Genomic DNA, 24,603 nt, shown 5'->3' on the forward strand with positions numbered 1-24,603 from the left:
CTTATTATCTGAAATCGGGATTAACAGCAGTGATGTAACTTGATTTTTATTACTCATTTGACGTAATACGAACCCTATAAAAGAAACGGGTTAGCGTATTTTCAAATGATTGATATTTGGGAGGCAAGCTATGACCGCTATTCCTGAGTCCCCAAGCGATTTAGAATATGAGCTTTGTTATTTTGACGATGGTTCAATAACCACAATCACGATATTCGTTCACAATCGACAGGAAGCGATGAATTGGTATGTTAGCGAAGGAAAACATATCAACGATCTTTATTCGATAAGACCCGATGAATAATGCTTTGATATAGAGGACTTGGTCGATAAACCTAAGAGAAAAAACTTGAGTGACATTTTGTAGAACACCCTTTACTGCAATGTCATTAATTAGCAATATCGTTAATTAGACATATCGCAGCAAAGGGATTCAGTCTCGAATTACTTCAGGATTCGGGCGCGGAATTGACGACCCTTCATTTTACCTGATTCAATCTTGTTCAGTGCTTTCTTAGCGACAGAACGTTCTACAGCAACGTAAGCGCGCATTGCGAACAAGTTGATCTTACCTACTGATTTACCATCAATACCACCTTGACCAGTCAATGCACCAAGAATATCACCTGCACGAAGCTTAGCTTTCTTACCGCCATCAATCTGAATGGTTACCATGTTTGAGTAGTACGGCTTAGCAATGGGTTTTGCTGGAAGCTCAGATGGCTCAATCGGCATATCCATGTACTCATCAATTTGAGCAACACGGTACATCTCTTTCTCGCTAAAGAAGCTGATAGCGACGCCTTTGCTTCCTGCACGGCCAGTACGACCAATGCGGTGAACGTGAACTTCAGGGTCACGAGACAATTCAAAATTGAATACAGCGTCTAGGTTATCTACATCAAGACCACGTGCCGCAACGTCTGTCGCCACTAGAATAGAGATCGTTTTGTTTGAAAACTGAACCAAAGCTTGGTCGCGTTCACGCTGTTCCATGTCGCCATGAAGCTCGATAACGCTGAAGCCACGGTGGCTTAGCTCGTCATTTACGTTCTGCACTTCTTTCTTAGTGTTACAGAACACAACCGCAGATTCCGGTTGGTGATGAAGTAGCAGCAACTCTAGAGCGTCATCACGAGCTTCAGAACCTTCTAACTTATAGAAGTGTTGTTGGATGCTTGAGTGATCGTGTGTTGATTCAACCTTCACCATTTCTGGATTGCGCATGATGCGGTCTGCAACAGATTTGATCTGTTTAGGGAAAGTCGCACTGAATAGTAGAGTTTGGCGTTCTTTTGGCGCCGCTTCAATCACAGCATCCAAAGCGTCTTGGAAGCCCATTTCTAGCATGCGGTCAGCTTCATCTAACACAAGTGTGTTCAGCTCAGACAGATCAATACGACCTTTCTCTAGGTGATCCAAAATACGACCAGGTGTGCCTACAAGAATGTGTGCGCCATGCTCTAGTGAACCAATCTGTGGGCCCATTGGCATACCGCCACATAGTGTCAGCACTTTAATGTTGTGAATACCACGAGCAAGAGTACGAATCTCTTTTGCTACTTGGTCTGCAAGCTCACGAGTCGGACATAACACTAAAGACTGAACACGGAAACGCTTAACGCGTAGGTTCTGCAGCACGCCTAAACCGAAAGCAGCTGTTTTACCTGAACCCGTTTTACCCTGACCGATAACGTCCTTGCCATTTAGGATAGTAGGAAGACTTAACGCTTGGATCGGCGTCATTTCAGTATAACCAAGAGAATCTAACGTATTTAGAAGCTCTGGTTTAAGGGCGATTGAAGAGAATTTTGAAGTGCTCAATGGAAATATCCAACTGGTGAAAAACAGAGTGCATTATGAGTGTTTTTGAAAATTATTCCACCTTAATCACAGTTTTGCAGAAACATGTTAAGCGAACACAAAAAAGCCAGCTTTGTTAGCTGGCTTTTGCTTCTATACGAATTACTTTCTATGGCACACCGTGACCTTTGGATGCAACCCATACGCGGTACCACTGCTCGCGAGTCAGCTCAATTTTCAGTGAATCAACGGCAGTCTGCACACGTTCAATCTTACCAGAGCCAATAATCGCAATTGGATTAGATGGTAAACGGCGTACCCATGCGTAGATCACTTGATCAATGCTGTCTGCACCGACTTCTAAGCGAATCGCTTCTAGTTCATCACGAACGCGAATCGATTGTACTGAGTCACCACTGAAGATACTACCACCACCAAGGCAAGACCACGCCATCGGGCGAATGCGGTTCATCTGCAGTTGATCTAGCGTGCCGTCATGGGCAACTTCGAAGTTCAATGGGTTGATTTCAACTTGGTTGGTCACTAACGGCTTACCAAGACGAGATTGAAGCAGTTCGAACTGACGCGGTGAAAAGTTAGAAACACCGAAGTGCTTAACTTTACCTACTTTGTGTAGCTCTGCGAACGCTTCTGCTACTTCATCTGCATCCATCAATACGTCTGGGCGGTGAATCAACAATACGTCGATATCGTTAACACCTAAACGCTCTAGCGAGTTATTTACTGATTGGTAAATATGCTGCGCGCTGGTGTCATAGTGATTGATCTTACGATCAGGAGTGTGGTCACCACATAGGTTAATATCGCACTTGGTGACGATTTGAATATCATCACGAAGGCTTGGTTCAAGCGCCAATGCCTCACCAAATAACTTTTCACATTGGTAGTTACCGTAAATATCCGCGTGATCAACCGTTGTGATACCAAGATCAATGTGTTGCTTCAGGAAAGTCAGGCGTTGTTGCGGGGTCATACCCCATTCTGCTATACGCCAGTATCCTTGCACCAACTCAGAAAGTTCTGGGCCTTGTGGCGCTATCGTTACTTTTGCAACCATGGGTTGTCTCCTTTATCAATACTGAACGTATCCTAAGCTCGTTTTACCGAAGGCTCAACGTATAACAAATGGCAAAAGTAAACGCTTGCCAAAAATGTGAGAGCCGCAGAAAAACGAACACTTAAATAAATTATAACTTGCTGTCTGCCCTTGAGCCGTTCTCCTGAAAGGCCTGTCCAGCCTAATAAATAACGAAACCATCTATAAATTTGAGCAATTAAAAGCGATTAAGTTCAACCGTTAAGTGGTCACCATCACTGTGTAACTGAACCCAAGGGGAGGCGGAACTAGGAGAAGATACGTTGGGCACATTCCATATACTCAGTTGCTCTGATGAACCGTGTGGTGCGTTAATAAATTCGATTAGCTGTTTATCAATCTTATCGAATCCAACGCCTTCATTTCGAGCTTGTTCGAGTTGAGCCATGACATCGAATTCATCCTCCCCAATACGAATTGAACTGAGTGCGAAGCCATCTTGACGAAGGTAAGCCTGAAGCTTTGTGTAACTTAGGTTCGAATATGGCAGGTTGAAGCGAACCGTTTCGACACTTGAGTCCTCCAACTCCAGTTCTACATAAACGTCCAGATCGTAATATTGGGTTAGGTCACTGCACAACAGAGTGCCTTCTATGTCACCACAATCCATGAGATCGATATCGTTGATGTAGTTTTGAGAACTTGGCTGAGCTGAACTCGTGTTGAACACCGTTCGAAGCCACCAGCTTTCGGTTGCTTGTGCGGAGAATGCAATGGCATTCAAAACCAGTAGCAAAGGTAAGATTAAGACAGGGAAAGTTCTCATTGATTGTGCTTATTTGCGCGGTAACAATCGTCCATTATACGCGACCGATCAGCAAACAAACCCCTGGACCACAAATTTTCGGCGAAAAAAAACGGGCATACATGCCCGCTAGATAAATTCGATCGCCGAATAACGTAATCCGTCACGTTGAGAACCATTACGTAACTAACAATACCATTTCGACGATCCATATACAATATATCATACCAATTATTTATAGCCGCCTTCTATTGCTGGCTCTTCAAGCGATAGTCTTACTTTATTACGTTGAATGGCTTCTGGCGGCAAACTGATGAAACCGTATTGGTTCAGCACGCTTTGATGCTCTTGTGACAAAGTCAGTCCAACAAAGAACTTCTCTTGCTCAGTAAACCCTTTACGATGCGCTGGAATAATCAAGTACATATAATAAACCGTGGCTAATGGGTAACGACCAGAAAGGATCGTCTCTTTGTTCAAGTCGTAGTTCACGCCTAGATTGTCAACCACGCTCAGCCATTTCACATTCGAGATTTGGTCTGAGTAGACGGTGTACCCAATGGCGGCATCTTCGTCTTCAATCTTACTAATAAGATCAGGTAGATCCGCTAAGAACTGAGTATGGGCATATTCTCCCTCCGTTCCACACTCGACCCAACTCGAAAACGTAGTATGGCCTTGCAGGTTGTGGTCGATAGCGAAAGGCAACATGTGCGTGTCTAGACTTTCTCCTCCACGAACGTCGCTACTTGGCGTCCATTTAGGATGTTTAGGGTCGTTAGAGCAACCAAACACATCAATTAGTTCAGCGACGGTGATTGATGTCGCAGGGTTATTTTCATTGGCTAGAATCGCGATTACATCTGCGGTAAACATCAACTCTGTTGGCCTATAACCGTAGCGCATGTCGAACCTAGCCATCTCTTTGTCAGTCCACTTTTTGGAAGTAATACCAACACGTGATCGCTGCATGATCATCTGCTCTGGGACGCTGTCACTCAACAAGATTTCCAAGTCGATCTCTTGGCTCTTAAGCAGATCTTCAACAAGCCCCTGCATATTGGGCTCAATCGCAACCAAACCAATTTCACTGGCATCATTAGCGAACGTAGATGCCGAGAAAAACATAGGTACAGCAGCAAGCAGTAAGCCCGATTTATTGGATAGACGTTTCATTACTGGCCTCCTACTGGATCGATCGACGTTTTCGACTCAACATCACTATTACTATCGAGCTGCATTTCTGAAGTGAAGATGTTCCAAGATGGGTTCACTTCCATATTTTCTGTTTTAATCACCGCAATCGTTCTGCGCTTACGCTTATGAAGGTGCTGAGTTAAGCTGGTTATCTGAGTAAATTCTTGTTCGAAAATTCGCTCACCATCGATGCCTCTGTCGATCAATGCATCTCGAATCACGCCAGTCCTTTTCTTCGCCAGAGCCTTGTTATACGTGTTTGTGCCCTCTGAACTGGTATCGCCAACTAAAGTCACCGATGCGTCTGGCTGTTCACCCAGTAAACGAACAAGTTCATTTAATACCGCAGTATGTTCAGGTTTAAGGTCGTACTTATCAAAATCAAATGCCACGCTTAACACTTCAACATCTTCGACGATTTTCCAATTGGCACAGCCTTTAATATCAACCGTTACACCTTCTGGCGTATCAGCACAAAGATCGCGTTGGTTAATGACTCCGTCACGGTCATTATCCGCTAGATCATCAATTTGATGGCGAGTCATTGTCGTGTCGGGCGTCTCTGCACATCCCATTAGCAAGATAGAACTAAGTAGCGCTAGTTTAAAATATCTCATTACTTGTTCTCCCCTTGCCACTCTTCTGGATGCTCAATCCTCAACGCATACGTCAACATACCCATCGCATTCAATACTCGATAAGCCGCCAACGTTTGATCATATTCAGTGCTAATGAAATTTCTTCGAGCCAAGAAAACTTCAACCTTCGCATCAAGCACATCCAAAAGGCTTCGTCTGCCTACATTAAATTGTTGGATATAGCCAAGCTCTGCAATTTTCGCTGCATCAACGTTCTGTTGAAGTAGGGACTTTTGCTGCTCAAGCATCTTGTAGGCGTTCCAAGCCAGTTGTGTGCCTTCTCTAACCTCACGCTCCGTTCTTAATCGGATTGCCCTTGCCTCTTCAACTCGCCAAGCCGACGATTCAACTCTGGAGTCAGTAGAGAAGCCATTAAACAGGTCATAATCCATCGTTAGCATCAGTCGAGCATCTTCATCAACACCACCTGGTGGGTTAGATACGTTGTCATTCTTGTTAGCATGAAGTTCTAGTTTAAGCTCTGGGTAGTAATCCCCTTTCTCGCGGCGCATCTCTTTACGAGCTGCATCGATATCAAGCAAAGAGGCCTTGATTTCAGGGTGATTCTCAACAGCTTGTTCTAGGGCAACTTGAGATGAGCTTGGTAACAAGGCGTAATCAAAACGTGGGTAAACCAAGTTCACAGCAGGTTTACCAACCAAGCGTAGGTACTGCGTTTGCAAATCAAACAGATTGTTCTGAGCAGCAATGAGTGAAGACTGCGCAGTCGCGACACGGGCGGAGATCTGAGCCAGATCCGAGTTACTACTCAAACCTTTGCTCTTCTTATCTTGGATATCTTGATAGATCTCTTGGTGCTCTTTTACGTTACGCTTTGACAGTTCAAGTAGAGTCTCTGCTTTGAGGATATCGAGGTAATTTCTCACCACATCTAATGACACGTTTTCAGCCCGCGAAATCAGCGTTAAGCGCTCTGCCTCTGCTTCATAGGTCAAGCGGTCAACATTCGATGTAGTCTTAAAACCGTCGAATAGTAATTGGGAAACTTTGACGCCAATTTCCGTTCTCGTTAAGCCTCGGTCATCGGTGTCGAGTTTGCTGCCACTGTTGTAGCGTGTCTCTTCATAACCTGCCGCTGCGTACAAGTTGACTTGTGGCATATACAAACCACTCGCCGCGTCTCCGTCTCTTACCACCGATTGGTACCGGGAGTATTGCGCCAGTATCTCTGGGCTATAGTCTATGGCAAAAGCCACGGACTCTTCTAATGAGGCTGCTTGAGACAGCCCGCTCATGAGTAAGCAAGAAGAGAGTAAGAATTTTGAACGCATTACACTTCCTTTTATATTTATGCTTTAACCCACTTCATCGTTCGCGAAGTGAGTTTTCCTTAGCTCGTAAAATAGGTTTTAACCAATAAATCAATACTGTTTTTTCGCCGGTCAAGATATCTACCGCGACTTGCATCCCTGGGATGATGCTAAAGGCAGAGTTCTGTTGCTGGTCTTCGTTTAACTGAATATGGGCTCGGTAATAAGCGTTGCCTTCTTCCGTTTGTAAAGCGTCGGCACTAACGTAAATTACCTCACCTTTAAGCCCGCCATAAATGACGAAATCATAGGCCGTGAATTTAACGGTTGCACCCAGCCCCTTATGCACAAACGCGATATCTTGCGGAGAGATTCTCGCTTCAACAATCAGGTCACTGTTTGATGGGATGATCTCAATGATCGGTTCGCCGGGACGCACGACACCACCAATGGTACGCACAAAGATCTCTTTCACTGTGCCATCAACGGGCGCGACAATTTCGGTACGCTTGAGTTGGTCGGCGATCGCCTGTTGGCTCTCGTTCAGCTGAGCTATCTTACTCGCCACTTCATTCAACTGACCTTGCACTTTGGTACGAAAATCCAAAGCGATACTTCTATGATCCGCTATCGACTCTGAGTAAGCAGCTATTTGCTTCTGCGCTGCTACTTTTGAGCTAGCAATATCACCTTTCAGCTTGACCACATCACGGTTCAATTTGAGTAGCTCAACTTCCGCAACAGCACCACTGGCCACCACATCTTTGAGCATGTTGCGCTCTCGAATCACGATATCGAGGCTGCTTTCCAGAGTCTGGATATTATTGAGTGTATCGACACGCGCTTGGTCTTGTTGCTCGATACGAAGTGCCGCCTCTTCCAGTTCAGATTTCAACTGTCCTAAACGCTCTCGGTAGTTCGCCTTAGCATTCATTAACGCAGGGTGGCTAGATACATCAACAGCAATGTCTTGAGGTACCAAGACCACTCGCTCATACCACTCTTTTGCATCGTTATTTAAAACGACCGTCGACAGCTCAGCCTTTAATCTTAATTGCTGAGCCAACAAGGTATCCGCTTGTTGAGCCGACTCTAAAAACGCCGCCTTAAAACGTGTGTCTTCTAACTTAGCTAGAGGCTGACCTTTCACCACAGATTGCCCTTGTCGCACCATGATCTCTTGAACCAGTCCGCCTTCTAAACTCTGAATAGTTTGCACCGAAAGACTTGGAACGACTTTACCTTCACCGATCACAACCTCTTCTAATGTAGCCCACGTTGCCCAGCCGATAATTGAGACAATGAATAGAGCACTCAACCAAATCAGCTTACGAGAACGGAATGCCAAGTGGTTGTTGGTCCATTGAATATCATTACTCATGACGACCTCCTTTCACCACAGATACCGTCTTAAAGCGGCTCGTTCCTTTAGGTACATTTTTCTTCTGTAGAGATAAGATATCTTTAGGCTCACCTTCTGCGACTATCTGACCTTTATCCAATACAATCACTCGATCACACATCATCAAGAATGAAGATTTGTGCGAGCTGATCAGCATTGAGGTTTCTCTCGGCATACTTTGCAGCGCATTGAAGAACTGTATCTCAGCTTGATTATCAAGTGCGCTGGTCGGCTCATCCATGATCAATAGCTTTGGACAACGATACAGCGCCCTTGCGATAGCCACAGCTTGGCGTTGGCCTCCTGAAAGCAGCCGGCCACCTTCACCAACCGGCGTTTCTAAGCCATTGCTTAAGCGCCCCATATAGCCATTCAAACCCGACTGTTGTAGCGCTTGTCTTAACTTCTCTTCATCAACGTTGGTCGCCCCTAATGTGACGTTGTCGTAAACACTACCGAAGATTAGATTGGTGGTTTGCCCTACCCAGCCCATGCCACTGCGCAAGACACTGGTCGGCCATAATTGCCCATCGATTTCTTGATAGAAAGCTTGCCCTGTTGTCGGTAGGTATTGACGAGCAACAATTGATAAAAGCGTCGTTTTTCCTGCTCCCGCTGCACCAACTAGGCCAACTCGCTCACCCGGTTTTATCTCAAGAGAGACTTCCTTTAACGCCGGGCTTTGGGTTTCAGGATAGGTAAATGTGACTTCATCTAACCTAACCCCACCATCAAAGTCACCCTTATCAATCACTTGATGCTTAGATTCTTCCTGAGGTAGTTCCATTATCTGATTCAGTCCTTCGACTGCCGAACGGGTTTGCTGGAATCGCAACATGAGAAGAGAAAGTTGATTAACCGAACTTGCCGCGCGCCCACTCAACATCACCACAGCAATCAAACCACCCATGCTGAGCAGGCCTTCAGATATTTGATAGACACCAAAGATGATCAGAGTGATGGTAACGATCTGCTGACTCGACTGAATAGAGTGCGTCACGATATTTGAATAGTGGCGAGACTGAGTTTGCCATTGAGAGAGCGAGGAAATAGTCTGCTCCCAGCGCTTTTGGGTAATACCCTCAGCATTATTTTGCTTAATATCCGGAAGCGTTGTTAAACAATCGAACAGCTGTGCTTGTCTTTGTGTAGAGAGACGTGCGGTTTCATCAAATGTTTTTTCCACTTTGCCTTTCATCGCAACGCTGAGAACAATCAAAACCAGCATTATGGCAACAGGGATAAACATCATCGCACCACCGAGCCAACCGATAAGCAAAAGAAAAAGCAAAGTAAACGGCAGATCGACTAAGGTCACCAAAGAGATAGAGGTGAAGAAATCTTTAACGCTATCAAAATCTTGAAGCTGTCTGGCAAACGCCCCCACAGATTGAGGTCGATTTTCTAGCTTCATGCCAAGGACTTTAGAGAACAGTTGAGAAGACAACTTGTTATCAATATAACGCCCAGCCATGTCAGTCACAGAGCTTCGAGAGCTTCTCAATACCCAATCAAAAATAACAACAATACCAACACCAGCGGCCAACACCCATAAGGTATTAAACGCTTGGTTTGGTACCACACGGTCGTACACATTCATGGTAAAAAGTGGAACCACCAACGCCAAGACGTTGATCAAGAACGAAGCGATAAAAAGGTCTCGATACCAAGATTTCACTTCTTTGACCACACGCCAAAGCCAGCGTGTGTTCGATTTACTATCACTGCGTTCGTGAGATTGAACACGAGCATCGTCCAGAGCTTGTGCACCGACTTGCCAAACATAGGGTTCGACTTGAGCGACCAACTCTTTTAACGAGGTTTGCTGGCTTGAATTGGTTTCGCAATCCAATACTTGAAAGTCGCCACCGGAACTTTGGGTTACGACAAGAGGAGTCCCTGTCGCAGAATTAACGGCAACAACAGGGAGCTGACATTGAGTCAGTAATTCTTTTTTAACGTGGCTCAGCGTTAACCCCGATTTCTCAATCGCTCTTGGGAAAAGGGACTCATTAAGCCTTCCTTCATCTAAAGGTAGGCCAGACACTATTTTGGACGAGTGGCTACGAACATTAAAATGCCCACATAACCACTCAACACAACCTAGCCAGCTGTCGTTTTGCTTTACCAATCTAAACTTCCTTTTATAGACTGTGCATCTAAATTATAGCGTTAAATTATTGTCTTCTATCATTTTTTGTAAAATTTGAGCTTCTAACGCGCTACTACTGTCGCCCTGATACAAGTCGTCATACGTGACATCGGTTAACAAGATATTTTGTTGAACGTCATCCTCTCCATTTGGCTTAATGGAAATCGTAACGCCTTCACCTGACTCTTCTAGATCAAGGTACTGTGTCGCACCCAAACCAGTCGTAATGCCCAAGCTTCCAAGAATCCCAGAAAGATCAATTGCATCGGTATTTGGCGACGCATCAAAGTCTTTAACCACATCGTAGCTTGGAGCATCGGCACTCCCTAACCCTGAAGATGCAAATACAAAATTGTCTGAGCCTGAACCGCCAATCAGTAAGTCGTTGTCGTCTGTTGCGGTAATCGTAGAGTCACCTTCAGCCACAAATTGGACTGATACGGTCTGAGGCAACCCTACCGCTTGGTCGTTTCCTATCTCTGCAGACGGCTCAATCGTTAGACCAAATTGAGTACCACTGTTGTATCCACCCGTAATCGCTAGGTTCGGTACATCCGCTAACTCCACTACGTATTGACCATCAACCATAGAGCCATGTGAGAAAGTTAAACCTGCTGGGATGTCATAGATGGTAATAAAACCCTCTTCTGAATCCGCAGGGTTAACGAGAGAAAGGTCTAAACCAAGAGGAATCGTGCCGCTCGCTTCAGCGACAATGGATGGGTATTCAAGACTTAGCAACGGAGCGTCGGGCTCTGGTGTAATCACCAAAGTTATATCTTGTGAACTTTGTTCACCAGTATCTGTGACCAAATTACCAAGCACCGTATTTTGATCGACGGTTTGACCTGTGATCGTAATATCGAGATTACCCCAAGCGTCACCTGCAAAAAACTCAAGCTCATCGACAGAGCTGGCTTTAACTAGAATAGTAGCTTGCGCGATATCACCAACACGGATAAAAGAACTAGTCTCAGAGCCAATTCGAATTCGGTCTAAACCGGTCAAACCACTAAGATCAGAAGTTGCGTTAACGGTAACCGTAATTGACAGGAATTCATCACTATTAGTCTCAAAGCTATTTGCATCAAGCGGAATAACAATGCCTTCATCTTCACTGCCCGTCATCTGTTCAGGCAAATCGAAGAACTCAACCCTATCACCGATAGGATTCACACCTACGGTAAATTCAGATTCGGTATAACGAATTTCTGTGGTACCGATTTCTTGAGTGATGGCCTCAAGCACAAGGTCCATATCACCACTGAAATCTCTTGGCGGCATAATAACTAAGTTCGCCAGTTGGCTTGAATCCAGTTGCCACTCATAAGTTGGGTTTCCATTAAAAGTGCCGCCATCTGCACCATTGTTTGGAACCAGCTCATAAGAGTCTCCCACTTTTATAGCAACGACAGCACCTTCAGGCACACCTTTTAGCGCCAAAGACATATTTTCAGAGCCATCCTGGTCAATCAGCTCTGCGCTAAGTGATGACAATGAAATGTATGTATCTTCGTCGCCAATAATATCTTGTGTCACCAGGTTCGCTGCATCGGCGACAGGCTCAACGATGATCGTCACTACGGTCGTTTTATCTTGCGTATCCGTTTCAGTCACACAATCCGCTTCATCGGTAATATTGGCCGTTACCGTTAAAGTCATTTCACCACTGTAGTGTTCTGGCGGAGTGACCAACACATCGCTCAATCGGCTAGGATCAGTTACTGTCCAAGTACCGTTGCCATTATCAACCAACAAACCGGTATCTGATGGGCTTTCCGATAGCGTGCCACCGTTTGAAACCGTGATGGTCAAAGAGTTAACGGTCTCTTTACCTGTCGCACTGTGACCCTCACCGGTAATAAGCTGACCGGCTTCGACATTGTCACCTAATACAAGCTCAAGGTTAAGGTCTGTGGTTATGTCTTCTTGAATTGTGGTGGAGTCGGCTTCCACCGTAATGTCATCGACAACAGGCAGTACTTGAATGCTAATGGTCTGCTCTGTGGTTACTGTGTCACCATTACATGGTGAGGTTTCAATGGTCTCTATCGTAAAGTCAAGGCACCCTGCAAAGTCTTCATCTAACCCGGTTAAGGTTAACTTCGAAAGTCCATCGGCGGTAATTGAGTAACCAACAATTTCACCTGATGCGTCGTATTCAGCAATCACACCATCACCAGAAATCTCGACACCTTCTGGTAGTGAATCCGCTGGAATATAGAACGAGATTTCGTTGTCTGGATCACTGGCTACATCAACATTCAACAAACCGGTTAAATCAATATCCTCTCCCTCAGGAGTCTTAATGTCTTCATCAGGTTGAATCGGGCTAGGCGGACCAACAGGGTCGCACGGTTCACCACCACTCTCATGCCCCGTGATCTGAATTTGAAATGAAGTATCAATATACTTAGAGTCTTCACCATCAATGACACGAGCTCGCACAACGATATCTAAAACAGGCGTATCATTCGGGCTAGATATTGTCATGCCGCTCAAGATTTCTTTAGCCAGCTCTTGAATAGAATCACTCGTCAGCCGATTTGCCGAGATGATCCAGTTTCCTGAACCATCTTGAGCAGCACCATTAGGGTGATCGACAATCAGTGAATAGCCATCAGGCACATCTATCAGGATGTAGTCTAAGTACTCTGAGCCATCCATATCAGCATCAACAAACGTGACCGCGTCCGAAACATTGACAGGAGATCCATCATCACTGATGTATATTTGCCCAGAACTTTCTAAGCGAGTATCCAATTCAACTCTTGCATCCACAGTAACACTGATTGTGCCTGAAATGTCTTTTACATCCGTTGCCCCAGTTGGCGAGGTATCAGTCACTTCATAGGTAATGGGTATTGTGAATGTGCCACTCAAATCTTCGGTTGCGGTTACCGACAATCTGCCACTGTTTAAAAGCTCAGAAAGGGTTGGCGTTGTGCTATCTAACAGACTCTCTAAATCTAAACCTGAAGCAGGCACTTCAATCACACTGCCATCAAAATAGAGAGTTAGGTCAACAGGAAGGCTGTCAATGACATACCCCGTCAAGGACTCACTGCCATCGACGTCTTGATTCACCGATGGCTCAAGGTTCAAACCTATTTGGCTGTCTTCGATACCTTGAGTACTGATGACCTGACCATTATTCTGATCAACAACAGGAGCTAACTCAACTTTTAACGTCATTGGGAACTCACCAGTATCGCCATCTGGTTCAGTCGAAATTGCAATGACCGTTAACTCAAGTCCCCCGCTAAAGTCACCAACAGGCTTTAAATACAAGTCTGCAAGCTGAGCATTAGAAACTTGCAGAACAGGACCTGTAACATCATCGATATAAGCGATCGTCAATGATACGGGTTGCCCTGTTGAATCAACGAGTAATGTACCTGCAGGGATGTTAGTAAGCAGTATGTTGATCTCTTCTGAATCATCGTTGTCCGAAGTTTGGACAACAAAATCGAGTCGAATCAAACCGTCTTCATTAAGAGCTGATTGGTTACTGATAACTTTAGTATCGCTATCGTATTCCCAGTGCGCGTTGCCTCCATCTACAACGATAGGCTCATCCACCACACCTTTAAGGAAAATATTGATGGTTTCAGTGTCACTAACCGCCGTCAGATTGATAGGATCCAACGAGTCAACTGTCGATTCGTAAGATACGGCTGTTACCTTAATAGAAAGGTCTTCAGTAAACGAACTGATGTCTTCTTTAGGTATTAGATAAGCAGTACCGTTCTCAATCGCTTCAGCAGACACGAGATACGTGTTAGGACCTATTAGATCAAACAGCCCGCCTTGAATTGACCAACCATCTTGTACTTCAATTTGATAACTTAAGGATTCTGAACCATCGGTATCAGTCAGCGCACCATTAATTACGTTCTTCAGGAAAATGTTTTCATCTTCCAAACCTTTATAATCTTTAACAGATAAAATTGGCGCATCTGCATCAGGAGATATCTCTACCGTGACAGTATGCACGTTGTCAGCTGTTTTATCGGCAGGATCAGCGAAGGTGTTTCCAGATTCGGTTGCAATCGCAGTGATTTCAAACTCAAATCTACCCGCTAAGTTTTCATCAGCTCTGATTTCCATTTTGTCGATTTGCTTCTGAGTGTACTCCTTACCCTCTTTAACCGCATTTCCGTTCAAGGTGATATTTAGACCATCTGGAATACCACTAATGGTATAGGTCAGTGCTTCCGACGAATCTTGGTCGACGAGCTGAGCTGTAATATCAAGCTTGATTGGGTCGGCGTCATCTTCCACAGATTGATAAGTAAATACAGAATCAGACCAATCCGGCGCATCGGCAACGGGTAAAACGGAAACCGCAATATCGGCCTTGAGTTCTTTTGGAACCGTATCTGTGCTAATGATCGCATTGATCGCCAAAATAACCGTCGAGGTAGTATTGGACTCATGCAGAGCTGGACGATAGGTCAACTGTCCGTTCGGTCCCGTGAACTGACTATCAATCATCGTCAGCTGACTTCCCGACAAGGTGACCTTGCCATCTATAACTTGAAGCAAGACCCCATCAAGATACAAGCTACCGCCGTTTAAGGAAGCTTCTGAGAATTCAATAGCAGTAACGGTTTCGCTTTGGTCAATATCACCGGTAGAGACACTGACCACAATAATCGCATCGTTGTCTTCTGTGGTTTCCGAATCTTCATAGCGAATAAAGCCTTCGTTATCGTCCAACACAAGCTCAGCGTTGCTGACGACTTCATCGCCATCCGCATCTCGGACCAAATAATCAATGTCATCAACGATCTTGGGATCGGTAGGGTCAGTCGTTACGTCTGGGTTCGTAGTTAATTGGTAGCTGCCATCAGGTGAGAGGGTAAATTGGCCGTAAGTCGACCCTCCATCATAATCATTAATTAAATTGATCGTGATAGGTGTACCTGCGTTATCAAAGGTATAGGTGACATTTCGATAGGTGAAACTAATAATTTCTGCGCCGTCTGCGCCTGCAAATTCTTCTGTAAGGAATTGACCTGTCAGATCATCGCCCTCAACCATTTCAATAGAACCACTTCGTGCCGTTGGAACATCATCCTTTACGTTGACAGAATAGATAGCAGGATCAGAACTGTCTCCATCCGCATCATTAACTGTCAGTTCAAAATTAAGAGCTAGATTGTTTTCACCATCGCCCGTGGCGTGATCAAGTGGTGCATAGAGGTCGAACTCAGTTGTACCGTCCGTATTAAAACGAATTCTAAATACGTTATTACCACCAGAGTCTTGCCCGTAATACCAACCATCAGAATCAACAGCTTGAAGAGAGATCGCTTTACCGGCACTGGTGTAGCCAAGTGCATCAAAAGCAGTGGTGTTGACCGTGACAGAAATAACGTCGTCGGAGCCCTCAATAATGCTTAAAGAAGGACTTGGCTCTTCAGTACCGATTTGCTCGTTGTCACCAATGAGTCCATCTTCATCAACAGATATACTGCCTAGAATTGAGAATGCAGGGTCTTTGCCATCGTATATTTTAATGTCGGACTCTTGAGTGCCTCTCGAACCATCGGAATCAATGGTGACGATAGAAGCAGGAATCGTCAGCTCGGTGTCTTTAGAACCTGAGCCATGGTCAATGGACTGGTATAATTCAATAACTATGTCTACGTTTGTTGAGCCATTCGCTTCAAGACTAAAGTCGTCCGGTAACCTGATTTTGAAGACGGCATCACCATCGGCAAGAACCGCATCAAAGGTACCATTACCATTATCACGCCAGGTTAACGCTTCGCCATTACTTGTTACCGCCACACCATCACTATCAAGAACAGCTTGCCCCGTGGCCACATCCAAACCTAAGAAAACCAAAGGGTCATTGCCAGCAGTAACCGCCAAGCTCACGTTTGCGGTCGAGCCAACTCCTGACGGCGTGCTATCCGCAACAGGAATTTCACTAAGTTCAACCGTTCCAGAACCAATCGTCGGCTCACCGCCATCCGTCACTGACACGTTCAAGGTTAATTTGGTTTCATCATTATCATCATCTCTATCGGTAACAACAAATGGAAGCTCGTCTGTAATGTTATCTTGGTCGAGCCCCTTAAACAGCTCAAAGGTATAAGTGATATCAGCATCAGCCTCGCCTAAAGGAGAGGTGAAACTCAAGGTGAACGCTTTATTTTCAGTACTTTCAGAGCCAACATAACCAGTAAGTTCATTCCCTTCTGCAGCAACCACATAGATGATCTGCACACCCCCACTAAATAACTGCGGCTGATCTGCAGCATCGAAAAAGACTGACTCGACAAAGTCACTCCCGACGTTAAGGTTGAACGTTCCTGTATCAGAAACACTACCGTTAATAAGATTTGATTCATCTACAGTGGCATTGCTAATTGAAGTTAATACCGGATCGACCCCATCCTGAACAATCCAATCAAACTGCCCTTGTTCTAAAGCAGTACCATCTAAATCTTCTCCATCGATGATAAGTGGCAGCGTAATAGAGTCGTTGCTGAACAGGTGGTTTATAGGCTGCTTTAAGACTAATGTGACGTCTGCTAGAACATCAATACCACTAGCAACCGCACTCAATGTTAGCGTGAATATCGTTTCACCATTTGCTTGTGCGGTAATCGTTTTACCATCACTGGCTAACGTATAAGTTAGAGAAAACTCCTCATCTCCAGTCGTCAATCCCAGGGCATCTAACTGCACTAAGGTATTAGCATTAAATACAATCGAGGTAGGGTCTGGATTATCTGAACCTGCGGAAACAGTAAACTGACCGACTACAGTTTGGACTCCATCAGATACATCACCTTCAGAGCTGGTCGTTGTCCCATCGACAACTAACCCCGCATCACCATCGAAAATATCGATAACCGCGGTGCCATTTCCGAAATCACTACTGCTATCGCCTGCGACATAGTTAAAAGTGATGTTTTGAGCTACGGTGTGATCTAAGTTTCTGTTGGCAACAAACGTCCAGTGACCATTTGCAAAGACGGTTAAAGCACCTTCATCAAGAGTAAATGATACAGGAGCGCTGCCTGATATTGTTTGTGTCGTCCCATCAACTTCAACGCTTTTTATGGTTAGCTGGGTATCAAGATCGATATCGTTATTGAGTACATTGCCGGATACCACCTCACCTTCAATAACGTCATAAGATTCATCAAAAATGAGTGGGGCCGAATCCTTAATAACAATAGGCAGATGGCCGATAACGAGCTCTGTGGTGCCGTCCGCATCCGTTTGTAAACCCTCAACGGTCAGCGCGGTCTGAATTGAGTCTAAACCAGCCTCTTGGTCGATCGCCTTATAGAAGCTGATGTTTACGTTACTGCCGAAAATAGCAGCATCGAATACAATTTCGCCATCGCTTCGTGTTCCAACCAAGCTTTGCTTGTCAGCCGATACAGCGACAGTGATCGTTAAGCCTTGAGATGTTAATGACTCAGCTAAGCTTTGATCATCACCAAACGAAAAATCAGCAAACTCAATCCGTATATCTGACGACTGGCTTTCATTCCCAAAGATCCCGACAATAGTTTCCGAAAACACCACAGACTCAGGAAGAATAATCGTCGGCATATCATCAATGGCTTCGTTGCCTACTGTATTGAAAACTTTTGCATCGATCGTCCATTCCGCAGACGAATCTAAGGCAGAGATATCAATACTCTCCACCTGCCAGCGACCAGCAGAATCTACAACGCCTTCAAAAACTAGAGTCTGACTCCCATCGCTCACTTCAATGTAAACTGGCAGCCCTTCTGCAACATTAGTCGTGCCCTGCATCGTGGTAAGTTGGCCGCCACGAAATGCCAAAATACTAAAGCCATCTAGCGTATCGATATCAATTACAGGCGAAACAGTATCAATAACAATCACACCTGCGCTATTGACCGCAGAAGCTGGGTTCCCAGCGATATCAACAGTGTCAGCCTCGATGGTAATACTACCATCAGAAAAAGCCGTTAAATCCACACCCTCAACAGACCAAGCGCCATTCTCTACTGTTGCCGTCAGCACGATAACGTTGGTGGTACTGTCTGAAATACGGAGATTGACCGTTTGGCCATCCTCAACGTTCTGGACCGTACCAAAGAATTTTGCCGATTGAATTTCGAAGCTATTTAGGACACCGTCGCCACCATCATCAACCGCAGCAGTGATACTCGCCAACGTATCCTTTACAATCGTGTCGGTCGCTGTAGTGGGGTTTCCGGCGATATCGATGGTGTTAGCAACAACCGACAATTCACCCTCTGCGAAGTTTGAATAGTCTTGAAGTGTGAGGGTCCATGTTCCACCCGAGACGGCGGTTGTGTATTCTAGTGTGAGGCCTTGGATATCGGTAATTGAAATGTTAATGGTTTGCCCATCTTCTACATTAGCAATCGTACCAACTAGCACCCCATTCGATATTTCGAATTGATTATAAAACTCATCACCAAAGCCATCGAAGTCAACCTCTATGTTGGCCAATGTGTCTTTGATTGTGGAATCATTAGCAGTAATACTGTTGCCAAACTCATCAGCGATGACAGAATCGACTTTGAGATCACCCTCCTCCAATGAAGAGAGGTCGACGCCATTGACGACATACGTTTCATCGCTTGTGATTGCTGTGGTGGTAACTGTATTACCATTAATGTCGGTGATTGTAAGGAGAACGGTACGTCCATCTCTGACATCAACAGCCGTACCCTTAATCGTGACACCAGGTACTTCAAATTGGTTTTCGTGACCGTCGCCGCCATCAAGTATGTCGACGGTCAATTGTGCACTAGGTAAAAGCGCATCTAAATTGCCATCGTTCGACGTCGAGTCTTCTTCAAAATATTCGGTCGGTCGAGTGTCAAAGCCGGCTTCAGCAAGCGTTTCATCTAATGTAGAGCGGACATAAGCAATAAAAGAGGCGCTAGCGCTAGGTTGGTCGTTTGAGGCACTCGGTTGCTCAGGCGAGCTTTCGATATTGTTCACAAGCTGCGTCACGACCTCGTCCAACTGCTGCTCTACAGCTTCTATTTGAGGTTCAGTTAAAGGCTGAGCCTCTTGTAAATTCTGAGGTTCAATACTGACGACTTGTACACCTTCAACTTTAAGCTGCGCAACAGGCAATTGAAGCCAAGTACCATCAGGGAATACTTGCCAAACAACACCACCAACTTCGATATATAAAATAGGATCCATCCTAAACCTCTTCCTTACAAAAACGCTGTAACCGAGAACATCCATTTACTCAATACAACGTGAAAAATCTGCGCACATCGCTTAGATAACACTAGCAAAAAACAAACCATTAACAGTTATTTAATTTACACACATACGCCGTAAAGTAAACTTGTATGTTGTGACTTGCATTCAGGTATATTTATCATCACAAAATACATTCAATGAATGTGTCATAATGTTGAAATTACGAGTTAATTTTCAAGGAATGTCATGACAGCAACGAACTATCTCAACCAATTGAATCAAAGCTATCTTGCGACTCATAAGGCGAAAGAAGACTTCTTTTGGGATACCTATATGGGAATCAGTGACGACCATGATGGCTCGACACTTGCGCAAACTCAGTGGACAGAATTTCTTAGCTCTGCCGAACAGATTACAGCTATCGAAGCGCAACTAGCTGCTATTGACGAAATTCAAGATACCCAAGAAAAAGAGAGTACGCTAGCGGGCTTGAATGGTTGGTTAGCGACCTTTAGATCTCACGCTATTGAGTCTGAGCAGTCACAGAAACTTAAAGCTGAACTCATCAAGTTTGAAGCTGAGCTGTTTGAGAAAAAACAGAATCATGTCATGACTTACGTGAATGAAACGGGTGAAGACACAGAAGGGTCGTTACCGGTTCTAGGTTCGACAGTAAGAACCAATAACAATGAAAAAGTTAGGCTTTCAGCTCACCAAGCAATGTTAGATTTAGAGCAATGGCTATTGGCTAACGGCTTTATTGAGCTGATCAAAAAACGTAACCAATTTGCTCAATCACTGGGCTTTAAAACCTTCTTTGATTACTCGGTGGTTAAAACCGAACAGATGACGACAGAACAACTGTTTGCGATTTTGGACGACTTCGAGGCACGTACACGTGATAGCCACCAGCAAAGCCTAACCAATTTAGCAAAACAGAAAGGCGAGAATGCACTTCAAGCCCATAACTTTACCTACTCTTTTGCAGGTGACGTTATGAATGATCTCGACCCATATGTACCATTCTCAAAGTCACTTCGTCGCTGGGTTGAATCCTTTGGCCGCCTCAACATTGAATACTCTCAAGCTACATTAAAGTTGGATTTACTTGATCGCAAAGGGAAATACCCTAATGGCTTCTGTCATGGCCCTATCCCGTCTTTTTACGACCAAGACACTTGGGTAGCCGCACAAGTTAACTTCACAAGCAATGCCAAGCCAGATCAAATTGGTAGTGGTTATGATGGCATCAACACACTATTTCACGAAGGTGGTCACGCAGCACATTTTGCTAACGTAAAAATGAACGCGCCTTGTTTCTCTCAGGAATTTGCCCCAACGTCGATGGCTTACGCGGAAACTCAATCCATGTTCTGTGACAGCTTATTGAATGATGCCGACTGGCTAAAACAGTACGCCGTTAATGCAGAAGGCCAACCAGTGCCAGATGAGCTAATCAAAGCGATTATTGATAACAAGCAGCCGTTCAGAGCCTATCAAGAACGCAGCATTCTTGTAGTTCCATACTTTGAGCGAGCTTTATACGAGATGGCTGATGAAGATCTTACATCCGAGAAAATCACTGAACTTGCTCGTCGTAGTGAAAAGAATATTCTTGGTTTGGAATGCAGCCCTCGTCCGTTAATGGCGATCCCGCATCTATTATCGGATGAAGCGTCTTGCGCATATCAAGGCTACTTGTTAGCTCATATGGCAGTGTATCAAACACGTGCTTATTTCACGGACAAGTTTGGCTATTTAACAGATAATCCAGAGATCGGTCCTCTGTTGGCTAAGCACTATTGGCACAAAGGAAACAGTATTAACCACAATGGAACAATAGAAAGCCTGACTGGAGAAGGCTTCAATGCCAAATACCTTGCTGACGAATGCAACCTATCACCAGAAGAAGCTTGGGCTATTGAAGAGAAGAAAATCAAACAGCTGTCGACAAGAGAACGTGTGCCAGTCTCTGATTTGAATGCGAAGATATCGATCGTTGATGGGATAACCGAGTTGGCGAATAATGATAAATCAAACCATCAGATGTGTGATGAGTTTGAGCACTTTATCGTTGAGCAATATGGTCGATAACTAGGATCAATAACAACAATCGATTGTGTTTAAGGCTCTGTAAGCAAGTTGAAATCAAGAACTCAAACGAACAAAGGACGATAGTTTATCGTCCTTTTTGTATTTAGCTTTGGATCTACACCGTGACACATGCCGAGCGAGCTTCACAATCAAACTCAACATCGACAGAATCAACACTTCGCAATGATTTTCGATGAATGCCAAATACTTGCCCCGTCAAAACGATATAAAACCTCTCTGTTTTGAGTAGATTCCAAGCTTCATCAAGAGATTCAACATACACCTTATTCTTGAGATCTTGTGGGCGAGTACCTGCAACTCTTCCATGTTTACGCGCCAATTCAAATAGTCCATTACGATTCGGTTTACACGTAAACAGGGTATCATTTCCATAAATAATACCCTTGGCTGTAATGCTTTTAATCATTACATTTCTCCAGATAATAATTCCACTCGTAGCACTTGAGTGGCATACCACATATCAATCTGTGGATGTTTACACTGCAAAAAGAAGAGAATATGGCGTAACGACCGGGCAAGCGATTACACCATTACCATCAAATGTCTTAGAAGCGATTAGAAGTAGTAGTAAGCCGCTGCGAATACGTGTGTTTCTTCGTCGTACTGTGCGCTTGTCGAACCAATACGAGCACCATCGATGTCTTGCTTGATATCGATACCCATGTCAGCGTTGTCAGCGATACGGTACATAGCCGCGATGTTGATGTAAGAAGCATCTACATCTGCTTGGCCATCAAGTTCATTGTTACTAGACGCGTAACCCGCTGCGATTGTTAGATCTTCAGAAACTGTGTAACCACCTGAAACGTAGTAACCTTTGTTCTTAGCAGAATCACTCTCTTCAATCCAAGAGTTCATACCTAGTTTAAGAGCACCAACCTTAACGTTACCTGTTACTGTGTATACTTCGAAATCATCTTCGTAGTTACGGTTTTCGTAGCCAGCGTATAGGTTGAATACTTCTTGCTCTAGACCAATGTAACCGTTCACACCTTTGTCGAAATCGTCGTCGCTACGAGAATCTTTCGTTTCAAAGTAAGAGATGCCGTAAGCGATACCGCTTGTTGCGCCTTGGAACTTAACTACATTGAATGCATCAGAAGCATCACCAGCAGAAGCACCAAACTCGTAAGTGTTATCGCCTGCGCCATCAACTTTATCTAGTGCCGTATCGTTTTCCCAACCGAATGAAGCGATACCGTAACCAGTGTCGAAACCTAACCACGCTTTATCAACGTCTGTCGCAGGGCCTGTATCGATACCATTCACCCAACCAGATGTAGCTGCGTCGTTCGCTGCAACGTTATCGTCAGTTGTGTAGTTCACCATCATGTCAGTTTCGAAGTAACCAACAAAACGGTTGTTACGGTAGCTTACGGCAAGAGTAAGGCCGGTTGCCCAGTCATCGTAAAATGCTTTTGAACCTGTGTCGTAGTAACCACCAACACCGAAAGAACCTGCTACTGAGAATTGATCTTTGTGCATAGAATCAAAAGCAAACATCTCTTCATTCTGGCTATTTTGGCTGCTTGTGTTTACAGCGAATGCTGAAGTTGAAATGCTCGCAATTGCAAGTGCTACTAATGTCTTTTTCATGAAACCACTACCTGTATATAAATTCGGCCTTGTTAGTCCGGCCTTTTGGAGTGGCACTATTGTTCAAAAATTTGCGTTATTGATATACCGTAAAATTACTTAAACTTTATAAGCAAGATGAATTTAATTAAATAAAGATATATTGATATTGCTTTTATATTGATGCACGCAGCCCAAGTGAAAAACCGATATCAGTGCTGTTATCCATGTTACGAATATTTTCAGTCATCAGGGCTTCAATTGTGAATTGATACAAGCGATAACGGTAACCTAAAACCACTTCATTTGAAGGTTCCGAAAAGTTAGGTTCGTTAGTTGCCCAACCTTGGTAGTTAAGCGATTCGACAAGAAAACTATGGCGTTGATTCCATCGATATTCATACCCTACAGCCCAACTTGCACTTAGGTTTTCAAGGCTTACGAGGTATTCATCGTTGTTTCGATGCACAAAACCAATGGTAGAAAAAATGCTGTGTCTTGGTGTGATATAGCTGTAATTGAGTTGAGCTCCTTGCTCAAAACTGGTTCTCGCAAATTGCCCACTTCTCACATTGTTGTAAAACAATGAACCACCAACAGACAGTGACATCGCCCCTCGAGAATACAATAACAACTCATTGTAGAAGGTAAGCGCATTGGTTAAGTCATCACCTTCAAAATCCGATACATGAACGCCTGCATTATGAAAATCCATAGTGAACTGGTCTTCCGCCACTTCGTCACGGCCATTCTGCCCAATACCAAACAGATCATGAAATCCCATAACAAAGCTATCCAGACCATTGTCTTTTGCAGTGACTACACGGTAATCAAGCTCGGTTTTCCAAATCGGAGAAGCTTGCCACTGAACCGCGATATTTGACTGGTTCTGATAATAGTCGAGTGAGTAAGCACTCGTATGCGCCCATATACTTGCCTGAGTATAGGAAGACTTGAATTCAATGGTTCCCGCCCGATTAGGTTGGGCAGAACGAAGCTGTGTTGAAAGCACGTTTGAGTGGATTGGTGACTGAGCGTAAACATACATGGGGGAGGCAAACACCTCAGAAACAGTCAATGTGTAGAGGGTGAGAATCCATATTGTTCGTAATATAATCATTGTGCTTAACCCAGTTCAAAGTGCTCGATTCTATTAAAAAACACCGTTCAATTAATGCAGTAAATCTACTGCTTTTCGCCGAAAAATATAGAACCAAAAGTTATAATAAGATAAAAATAAAACCTAAGACATATGAAGATTCCCCCGGGCATGCCCGGGGTACTTACCGTGACAACGCTAAAGCGTTGACCAAAATTACAAACAGCTTACGCTGTAATTTTGGAATTGGCATTCATCCACGGGTAAACCCGTGGTTTTCTGTATTCACAGAAT

Annotated in this window: 14 protein-coding genes; 2 read left to right on the forward strand and 12 right to left on the reverse strand. The window is 44.4% G+C overall.

Translation table 11 applies throughout. The features are described from left to right. Nucleotides 1-130: 130 nt before the first annotated feature. Nucleotides 131-304 carry an RNA helicase gene (locus BCT34_RS24095; RefSeq protein ID WP_076657280.1) on the forward strand — a complete coding sequence of 58 codons (174 nt, stop codon included), beginning with the start codon at nt 131-133 and terminating at the stop codon, nt 302-304. Between the two features lie 140 nt (nt 305-444). Here the strand turns inward: BCT34_RS24095 and dbpA are convergent, their stop codons facing one another. The 9 genes from dbpA to BCT34_RS24140 all read right to left on the reverse strand — a co-directional run bounded on the left by dbpA (nt 445) and on the right by BCT34_RS24140 (nt 19,514). Then, complete coding sequence (gene dbpA / locus BCT34_RS24100) at nt 445-1,824, reverse strand: ATP-dependent RNA helicase DbpA (protein WP_017064348.1); 1,380 nt, start codon at nt 1,822-1,824, stop codon at nt 445-447. Nucleotides 1,825-1,972: 148 nt separating this feature from the next. Then, on the reverse strand, nt 1,973-2,881 hold the full coding sequence (locus BCT34_RS24105) for an aldo/keto reductase family oxidoreductase (RefSeq protein ID WP_076657281.1): 909 nt from the start codon (nt 2,879-2,881) through the stop codon (nt 1,973-1,975). Nucleotides 2,882-3,098: 217 nt separating this feature from the next. Then, the gene (locus BCT34_RS24110; RefSeq protein WP_076657283.1) at nt 3,099-3,686 is read right to left on the reverse strand and encodes a hypothetical protein; all 588 of its coding nucleotides are present in this window, start codon (nt 3,684-3,686) and stop codon (nt 3,099-3,101) included. 210 nt (nt 3,687-3,896) lie between these two features. Then, nucleotides 3,897-4,841, reverse strand: coding sequence for a substrate-binding domain-containing protein (locus BCT34_RS24115; protein WP_076657284.1), 945 nt, complete (start codon nt 4,839-4,841; stop codon nt 3,897-3,899). Next, the gene (locus BCT34_RS24120; RefSeq protein ID WP_076657285.1) at nt 4,841-5,479 is read right to left on the reverse strand and encodes an OmpA family protein; all 639 of its coding nucleotides are present in this window, start codon (nt 5,477-5,479) and stop codon (nt 4,841-4,843) included. The genes BCT34_RS24115 and BCT34_RS24120 overlap by 1 nt, the downstream gene beginning before the upstream one ends. Then, nucleotides 5,479-6,792, reverse strand: a complete 1,314-nt coding sequence (locus tag BCT34_RS24125) for a TolC family outer membrane protein (protein WP_076657286.1) — start codon at nt 6,790-6,792, stop codon at nt 5,479-5,481. The genes BCT34_RS24120 and BCT34_RS24125 overlap by 1 nt, the downstream gene beginning before the upstream one ends. Before the next feature lie 34 nt (nt 6,793-6,826). Beyond that, nucleotides 6,827-8,152 (reverse strand): HlyD family type I secretion periplasmic adaptor subunit, encoded by a 1,326-nt coding sequence (locus BCT34_RS24130; RefSeq protein ID WP_076657288.1) that lies wholly within the window; start codon nt 8,150-8,152, stop codon nt 6,827-6,829. Continuing rightward, on the reverse strand, nt 8,145-10,304 hold the full coding sequence (locus BCT34_RS24135; RefSeq protein ID WP_076657290.1) for a type I secretion system permease/ATPase: 2,160 nt from the start codon (nt 10,302-10,304) through the stop codon (nt 8,145-8,147). Before BCT34_RS24135 ends, BCT34_RS24130 begins: the two co-directional genes overlap by 8 nt. Before the next feature lie 33 nt (nt 10,305-10,337). Beyond that, nucleotides 10,338-19,514, reverse strand: coding sequence for an RTX toxin (locus tag BCT34_RS24140; RefSeq protein ID WP_102300705.1), 9,177 nt, complete (start codon nt 19,512-19,514; stop codon nt 10,338-10,340). Between the two features lie 252 nt (nt 19,515-19,766). Between BCT34_RS24140 and BCT34_RS24145 the strand changes: the two genes are divergently transcribed. Further along, nucleotides 19,767-21,614 carry a M3 family metallopeptidase gene (locus tag BCT34_RS24145; protein ID WP_076657293.1) on the forward strand — a complete coding sequence of 616 codons (1,848 nt, stop codon included), beginning with the start codon at nt 19,767-19,769 and terminating at the stop codon, nt 21,612-21,614. Nucleotides 21,615-21,729: 115 nt separating this feature from the next. Here the strand turns inward: BCT34_RS24145 and BCT34_RS24150 are convergent, their stop codons facing one another. The 3 genes from BCT34_RS24150 to BCT34_RS24160 all read right to left on the reverse strand — a co-directional run bounded on the left by BCT34_RS24150 (nt 21,730) and on the right by BCT34_RS24160 (nt 24,330). Beyond that, nucleotides 21,730-22,041: a hypothetical protein gene (locus BCT34_RS24150; protein ID WP_076657295.1), complete on the reverse strand. Its 312-nt coding sequence runs from the start codon at nt 22,039-22,041 to the stop codon at nt 21,730-21,732. 149 nt (nt 22,042-22,190) lie between these two features. Further along, on the reverse strand, nt 22,191-23,231 hold the full coding sequence (locus tag BCT34_RS24155; protein WP_076657296.1) for a hypothetical protein: 1,041 nt from the start codon (nt 23,229-23,231) through the stop codon (nt 22,191-22,193). 154 nt (nt 23,232-23,385) lie between these two features. Next, nucleotides 23,386-24,330 (reverse strand): DUF3187 family protein, encoded by a 945-nt coding sequence (locus tag BCT34_RS24160; protein ID WP_076657298.1) that lies wholly within the window; start codon nt 24,328-24,330, stop codon nt 23,386-23,388. Between the last annotated feature and the right edge of the window lie 273 nt (nt 24,331-24,603).

The sequence above is a fragment of the Vibrio sp. 10N.261.45.E2 genome (genome assembly GCF_002875705.1).
Taxonomy (GTDB): domain Bacteria; phylum Pseudomonadota; class Gammaproteobacteria; order Enterobacterales; family Vibrionaceae; genus Vibrio.